Genomic DNA, 6,278 nt, shown 5'->3' with positions numbered 1-6,278 from the left:
CGCAGGATGCGCCACAGGAACCGCAGCCGGTTCGCCTCCTGCCTGCGGAAGTCGGCGCCGTGCAACTCGTTGCTGGTACGGAACGTATGGTAGATGTAGCCGTAGCGCAGGTGGTAGATGTCGTAGCTGCCGTCGGCGCCGTCGCCCATGAGGGGCCCTGTGCCGCCCGGCTGGGGCTCTCGGGATGGCCGCGCGCCGCCGAAGAGTCGATCGTCGCGCGCGACGCCCTGCTGGCCCGCGACGCCGGCGCCCGGGTGCACATCTGCCACGCCTCCACGGCCGGGACCGTCGAAATCCTCAAATGGGCCAAAGCCCAAGGTGTTTCGATCACCGCTGAAGTGACTCCGCATCACCTGATGCTCGACGATTCCAGGCTCGCGACCTACGACGGCGTGAACCGGGTCAACCCGCCGCTGCGCGAGACCGCCGACGCGGCCGCGTTGCGTCAAGCCCTGGCCGACGGGGTTATCGACTGCGTGGCCACCGATCACGCCCCCCACGCCGAGCACGAGAAGTGCGTCGAATTCGTCGCCGCGCGACCGGGCATGCTCGGCCTGCAGACCGCGCTGTCGGTGGTGGCGGCCACCATGGTGGAGCCGGGCCTGCTGAGCTGGCGCGACGTTGCCCGGGTGATGAGCGAGAACCCTGCGCGCATCGCGGGATTGCCCGACCACGGCCGCCCGCTGGAGGTGGGCGAGCCGGCCAACCTCACGATTGTGGACCCCGACGCCACCTGGACCGTCGCCGGGTCCGAACTGGCCAGCCGCTCAGGCAACACACCGTACGAGTCGATGACGTTGCCGGCCACGGTGACTGCGACGCTGCTGCGCGGCAATATCACTGCCCGCGACGGAAAGAGCCCCGCTTGAACACGGCAACGTTGATCGGGTCGCTCATTTTCGCGGCTGTGCTGGCGCTGGCGATCGCGTTGGTGATCTCGCTGATGGTCCGCGGCTGGCGGCATCGCAGTGAACGCCAGGCCGCGTTGATCGGCGCCCTGCCCGAGGTACCGGAGACGGTGGGCTCGGCGATCGTCGCACCAACCCCGGGCATCTACGTCGGCTGCACGCTGGCGCCCAGCTGGCATGACCGGGTAGCGGTCGGCGATCTCGGCTACCGCAGCAAGGCGCTCCTGACCCGCTATCCCGAGGGAATTTTGGTGCAACGCTCGAAGGCCAGCCCGATCTGGATTCCGCAGGAGTCGATCACGGCCATCCGCACCGAGCGCGGCATGGTCGGCAAAGTCACCACCCGCGACGGGATACTGGCGATCCGGTGGCGGCTGCCGTCGGGCACCGAGATCGATACCGGCTTTCGCGGCGACGACCGCAGCCAGTACCACCGCTGGCTGCCGGAGGCATGCTGATGAACAACCGCGACCGGGCCGTGCTGGTGCTCGAAGACGGGCGGATCTTCACCGGGACGCCGCTCGGCGCGATCGGCCAGACACTGGGCGAGGCGGTGTTTTCCACCGGCATGTCCGGCTACCAGGAAACGCTGACCGATCCCAGCTACCACCGCCAGATCGTGGTGGCGACCGCGCCCCAGATCGGCAACACCGGCTGGAACACCGAAGACGCCGAGAGCCGCGGCGACAAGATCTGGGTGGCCGGCTATGCGGTGCGCGATCCGTCGCCGCGCGCCTCCAACTGGCGGGCCACCACCACGCTGCAGGACGAGCTGGTCCGCCAGCGCATCGTCGGGGTGGCCGGCATCGACACCCGCGCCGCGGTGCGTCATCTGCGCAGCCGCGGCTCGATGAAAGCCGGGATCTTCTCCGGGGTCGCGCTGGCCGAGCCGGACGAGCTGATAAAGCGGGTGCGCGCCCAGCCGCCTATGCTCGGTGCCGACCTGGCCGGCCAAGTCAGCACCGACGGCACCTACATCGTCGAACCCCAAGGCCCGCACCGGTTTACAGTGGCCGCACTCGACCTGGGGATCAAAACCAACACGCCGCGCAATTTCGCGCGGCGCGGCATCCGCAGCCACGTGCTGCCGTCGTCGGCGACCTTCGAGCAGATCGCCGAGATCAAACCGGACGGTGTGTTCTTGTCCAACGGCCCTGGCGACCCGGCCACCGCAGACCATGTCGTCGCCGCGACCCGTCAGGTGCTGGACGCCGGAATTCCGTTGTTAGGCATCTGTTTCGGCAATCAGATCCTCGGCCGCGCGCTGGGCCTGTCCACCTACAAGATGGTGTTCGGCCACCGCGGCATCAACGTCCCGGTGATCGACCACGCCACCGGGCGGGTCGCGATCACCGCGCAGAACCACGGGTTCGCGCTGGAAGGCGAAGCTGGCCAACGGTTCGACACCCCGTTCGGTGCGGCCGTCGTGAGCCACACCTGCGCCAACGACGGCGTCGTCGAAGGCGTCAAACTGGCCAGCGGTCGCGCGTTTTCGGTGCAATACCATCCCGAGGCCGCGGCCGGACCACACGACGCGGAATACCTGTTCGACCAGTTCGTCGACCTGATGGCAGGGGAGGGCTGATGCCGCGCCGCACCGACCTGCGCCACATCCTGGTGATCGGTTCCGGCCCGATCGTCATCGGGCAGGCATGTGAGTTCGACTACTCGGGCACCCAAGCTTGCCGGGTGCTCAAAGCCGAAGGGTTACAGGTCAGCCTGGTCAACTCCAACCCGGCCACGATCATGACCGACCCGGAGTTCGCCGACCACACGTACGTCGAGCCCATCACCCCGGCTTTCGTCGAACGCGTCATCGCCCAACAAGCCCAGCGCGGCAACAAGATCGACGCGCTGCTCGCCACGCTGGGCGGACAGACGGCGCTCAACACCGCGGTCGCGCTCTACGAGAACGGGGTGCTGGAACGCTACGACGTCGAGCTGATCGGCGCCGACTTCGACGCCATCCAGCGCGGCGAGGACCGCCAGCGGTTCAAAGACATCGTTGGCAAGGTCGGCGGTGAATCAGCGCGCAGCCGCGTCTGTTTCACTCTTGCCGAGGTCCGCGAAACGGTCGCCGAACTCGGCCTGCCGGTCGTGGTGCGGCCGAGCTTCACCATGGGCGGGATGGGCTCCGGCATGGCGCACAGCGCCGAAGAGGTCGACCGGATGGCCGGCGCCGGTCTGGCCGCCTCGCCCAGCGCCAATGTGCTCATCGAGGAATCCATTTACGGCTGGAAAGAATTCGAACTCGAGTTGATGCGCGACGGCCACGACAACGTCGTAGTGGTCTGCTCGATCGAAAACGTCGACCCGATGGGCGTGCACACCGGCGACTCGGTGACCGTAGCCCCGGCGATGACGCTGACCGACCGGGAATACCAGCGGATGCGCGACCTGGCCATCGCGATCCTGCGCGAGGTCGGGGTGGACACCGGTGGGTGCAACATCCAGTTCGCGGTCAACCCGCGCGACGGGCGGCTCATCGTCGTCGAGATGAACCCGCGGGTGTCGCGGTCGTCCGCGCTGGCGTCCAAGGCCACCGGCTTCCCGATCGCCAAGATCGCCGCCAAGCTGGCGATCGGCTACACCCTCGACGAGATCCTCAACGACATCACCAAGGAAACCCCGGCCTGCTTCGAGCCCACCCTGGACTACGTCGTGGTCAAGGCCCCGCGGTTCGCGTTCGAGAAGTTCCCGGGCGCCGACCCTACGTTGACCACCACCATGAAATCGGTCGGTGAGGCGATGTCGTTGGGCCGCAACTTCATCGAAGCGCTCGGCAAGGTGATGCGGTCGCTGGAAGCCGGCCGCGCCGGCTTCTGGACGGCCCCGGACCCGCCCGGCGGCGTCGACGAAACCCTGCAGCGGCTGACCACACCAAGCGAAAGCCGGCTCTATGACATCGAACTGGCGCTGCGGCTGGGTGCGTCGGTCGACCAGGTGTCGCAGGCCTGCGGTGTCGACCCGTGGTTCGTCGCCCAGATCGCGCAACTGGTCGAGCTGCGCGCGGAGCTGGTCGACGCCGCCGTGCTGGACGGTGAGCTGCTGCGCCGCTGCAAGTACAGCGGGCTCTCGGACCGCCAGATCGCCGCGCTGCGACCGGAACTGGCCGGCGAGAACGGTGTGCGCTCGCTGCGGAAGCGGCTCGGCATCCACCCGGTGTACAAGACCGTCGACACCTGTGCGGCGGAGTTCGAGGCCAAGACCCCGTACCACTACAGCAGCTACGAGCTCGACCCCGCCGCCGAAACCGAGGTGGCCCCGCAGAACCACAAACCCAAGGTGCTGATCCTCGGCTCCGGTCCCAACCGGATCGGGCAGGGCATCGAATTCGACTACAGCTGTGTGCACGCAGCAACCACGTTGAGCCAGGCCGGTTTTGAGACCGTGATGGTCAACTGCAACCCGGAGACCGTGTCCACCGACTACGACACCGCCGACCGGCTGTATTTCGAGCCGCTGACATTCGAGGACGTGCTGGAGGTGTTCTACGCCGAATCCCAGTCGGCGCAAGGCGGTCCCGGCGTGGTCGGCGTCATCGTGCAGCTGGGCGGCCAAACCCCGCTCGGCCTGGCGCAACGACTCGCCGACGCCGGGGTTCCGATCGTCGGCACCCCACCGGAGGCCATCGATCTGGCTGAGGACCGCGGCGCCTTCGGCGATATGCTCTCGACGGCCGGGCTACCTGCCCCCCGCTACGGCACCGCGACGACCTTCGACCAGGCCCGCCGTATCGCCGCCGAGATCGGGTACCCGGTGCTGGTGCGGCCCTCCTACGTGCTGGGTGGTCGCGGCATGGAGATCGTCTACGACGACGACACGCTGCAGGGGTACATCACCCGCGCCACCGCGCTCTCACCCGAACACCCGGTGCTGGTGGATCGCTTCCTCGAGGACGCCATCGAGATCGACGTCGATGCGCTGTGCGACGGTGTCGAGGTCTACATCGGCGGGATCATGGAACACATCGAAGAGGCCGGAATCCACTCCGGCGACTCGGCCTGCGCGCTGCCGCCAGTGACATTGGGCCGCACCGACATCGAGAAGGTCCGGAAAGCAACCGAGGCCATCGCCCAGGGCATCGGGGTGGTCGGTCTGCTCAACGTGCAATATGCCCTCAAAGACGACGTGCTCTACGTGCTGGAGGCCAACCCGCGAGCCAGCCGCACCGTGCCGTTCGTGTCGAAGGCGACCGCCGTTCCACTGGCCAAGGCATGCGCACGAATCATGTTGGGCGCCAGCATCGCTCAGCTGCGCGCTGAGGGCATGCTGGCGGCCTCCGGTGACGGTGCAACCGCGGCGCCGGATGCCCCGATCGCGGTCAAGGAGGCCGTGTTGCCGTTCCACCGGTTCCGCACCGTCGAGGGGGCCGGCATCGACTCGCTGCTGGGCCCGGAGATGAAGTCGACGGGCGAGGTGATGGGCATCGACCGCGACTTCGGCAGCGCGTTCGCCAAAAGCCAGACCGCCGCCTACGGTTCGCTGCCGGCCGAGGGCACTGTGTTCGTGTCGGTGGCCAACCGCGACAAACGCTCGCTGGTGTTCCCGGTCAAACGGCTGGCCGACCTGGGCTTCCGGGTGCTGGCCACCGAAGGCACCGCGGAAACCCTGCGGCGCAATGGAATTCCGTGCGAGGTGGTGCGCAAGCATTTAGAAGAACCCCGTGCCGGCCGCCCAGCGCTGTCCGCGGTCGACGCGATCAGGGCCGGTGAGGTCGACATGGTGATCAACACCCCCTACGGCAACTCCGGACCGCGCATCGACGGCTACGAAATCCGTTCGGCCGCGGTGGCGATGAACATCCCGTGCGTGACGACGGTGCAGGGCGCGTCGGCCGCGGTGCAGGGCATCGAGGCGGGGATCCGCGGCGACATCGGGGTGCGTTCGTTGCAGGAACTGCACAGCGCGCTGACCAACGGCGGGCGCTAGTCATGCCCGGGTTCGGCGCCCGGCTGCGCGACGCGATGTCGCAGCGGGGGCCGCTGTGTCTGGGGATCGACCCGCATCCGGAGCTACTGCGCGCCTGGGACTTGCCGACCACGCCCGATGGCCTGGCGTCGTTCTGCGACACGTGTATCGAGGCCTACGCCGGCTTCGCCGTGGTCAAACCGCAGGTCGCGTTCTTCGAGGCCTACGGGGCCGCTGGATACGCGGTGCTGGAACGCACCATCGCGGCGCTGCGCAGCATCGGCGTCCTGGTGCTGGCCGACGCCAAGCGCGGTGACGTCGGCTCCACGATGGCGGCCTACGCCCAGGCCTGGGTGGGTGACTCGCCGCTGGCCGCCGACGCCGTCACCGCGTCGCCGTATCCGGGATTCGGCTCCCTGCAACCGCTCTTGCACACCGCCGCCGCCCACGGACGCGGGG

The 6,278-nt window shown here is 68.2% G+C and carries 5 protein-coding genes; all 5 read left to right on the top strand.

Features of this window, described 5'->3' with window-relative positions; genetic code table 11:
• Positions 1–86 precede the first annotated feature (86 nt).
• Positions 87–869 carry a dihydroorotase gene (locus ACFE99_RS21410; protein WP_375488406.1) on the top strand — a complete coding sequence of 261 codons (783 nt, stop codon included), beginning with the start codon at positions 87–89 and terminating at the stop codon, positions 867–869.
• Positions 866–1,366: a transporter gene (locus ACFE99_RS21405; protein WP_375488405.1), complete on the top strand. Its 501-nt coding sequence runs from the start codon at positions 866–868 to the stop codon at positions 1,364–1,366. The genes ACFE99_RS21410 and ACFE99_RS21405 overlap by 4 nt, the downstream gene beginning before the upstream one ends.
• Positions 1,366–2,493, top strand: coding sequence for a glutamine-hydrolyzing carbamoyl-phosphate synthase small subunit (gene carA, locus ACFE99_RS21400; RefSeq protein WP_375488404.1), 1,128 nt, complete (start codon positions 1,366–1,368; stop codon positions 2,491–2,493). The genes ACFE99_RS21405 and carA overlap by 1 nt, the downstream gene beginning before the upstream one ends.
• Positions 2,493–5,840, top strand: coding sequence for a carbamoyl-phosphate synthase large subunit (gene carB, locus ACFE99_RS21395; RefSeq protein WP_375488403.1), 3,348 nt, complete (start codon positions 2,493–2,495; stop codon positions 5,838–5,840). The genes carA and carB overlap by 1 nt, the downstream gene beginning before the upstream one ends.
• A 2-nt stretch (positions 5,841–5,842) precedes the next feature.
• Positions 5,843–6,278 (top strand): orotidine-5'-phosphate decarboxylase (pyrF, locus tag ACFE99_RS21390; RefSeq protein ID WP_375488402.1); only part of this gene is annotated, 436 nt, incomplete at its 3' end.

The organism is uncultured Mycobacterium sp. (genome assembly GCF_964249325.1).
Taxonomy (GTDB): Bacteria; Actinomycetota; Actinomycetes; order Mycobacteriales; family Mycobacteriaceae; genus Mycobacterium.
This window is presented reverse-complemented; position numbering and strand designations above follow the sequence as displayed.

What these genes read in the sequence shown, in the direction of transcription:
- ACFE99_RS21410 (WP_375488406.1), top strand. Translation starts at nt 87, where the DNA reads ATGGTAGATGTAGCCGTAGCGCAGGTGGTAGATGTCGTAGCTGCCGTC.
- carA (WP_375488404.1), top strand. Translation starts at nt 1,366, where the DNA reads ATGAACAACCGCGACCGGGCCGTGCTGGTGCTCGAAGACGGGCGGATC.
- carB (WP_375488403.1), top strand. Translation starts at nt 2,493, where the DNA reads ATGCCGCGCCGCACCGACCTGCGCCACATCCTGGTGATCGGTTCCGGC.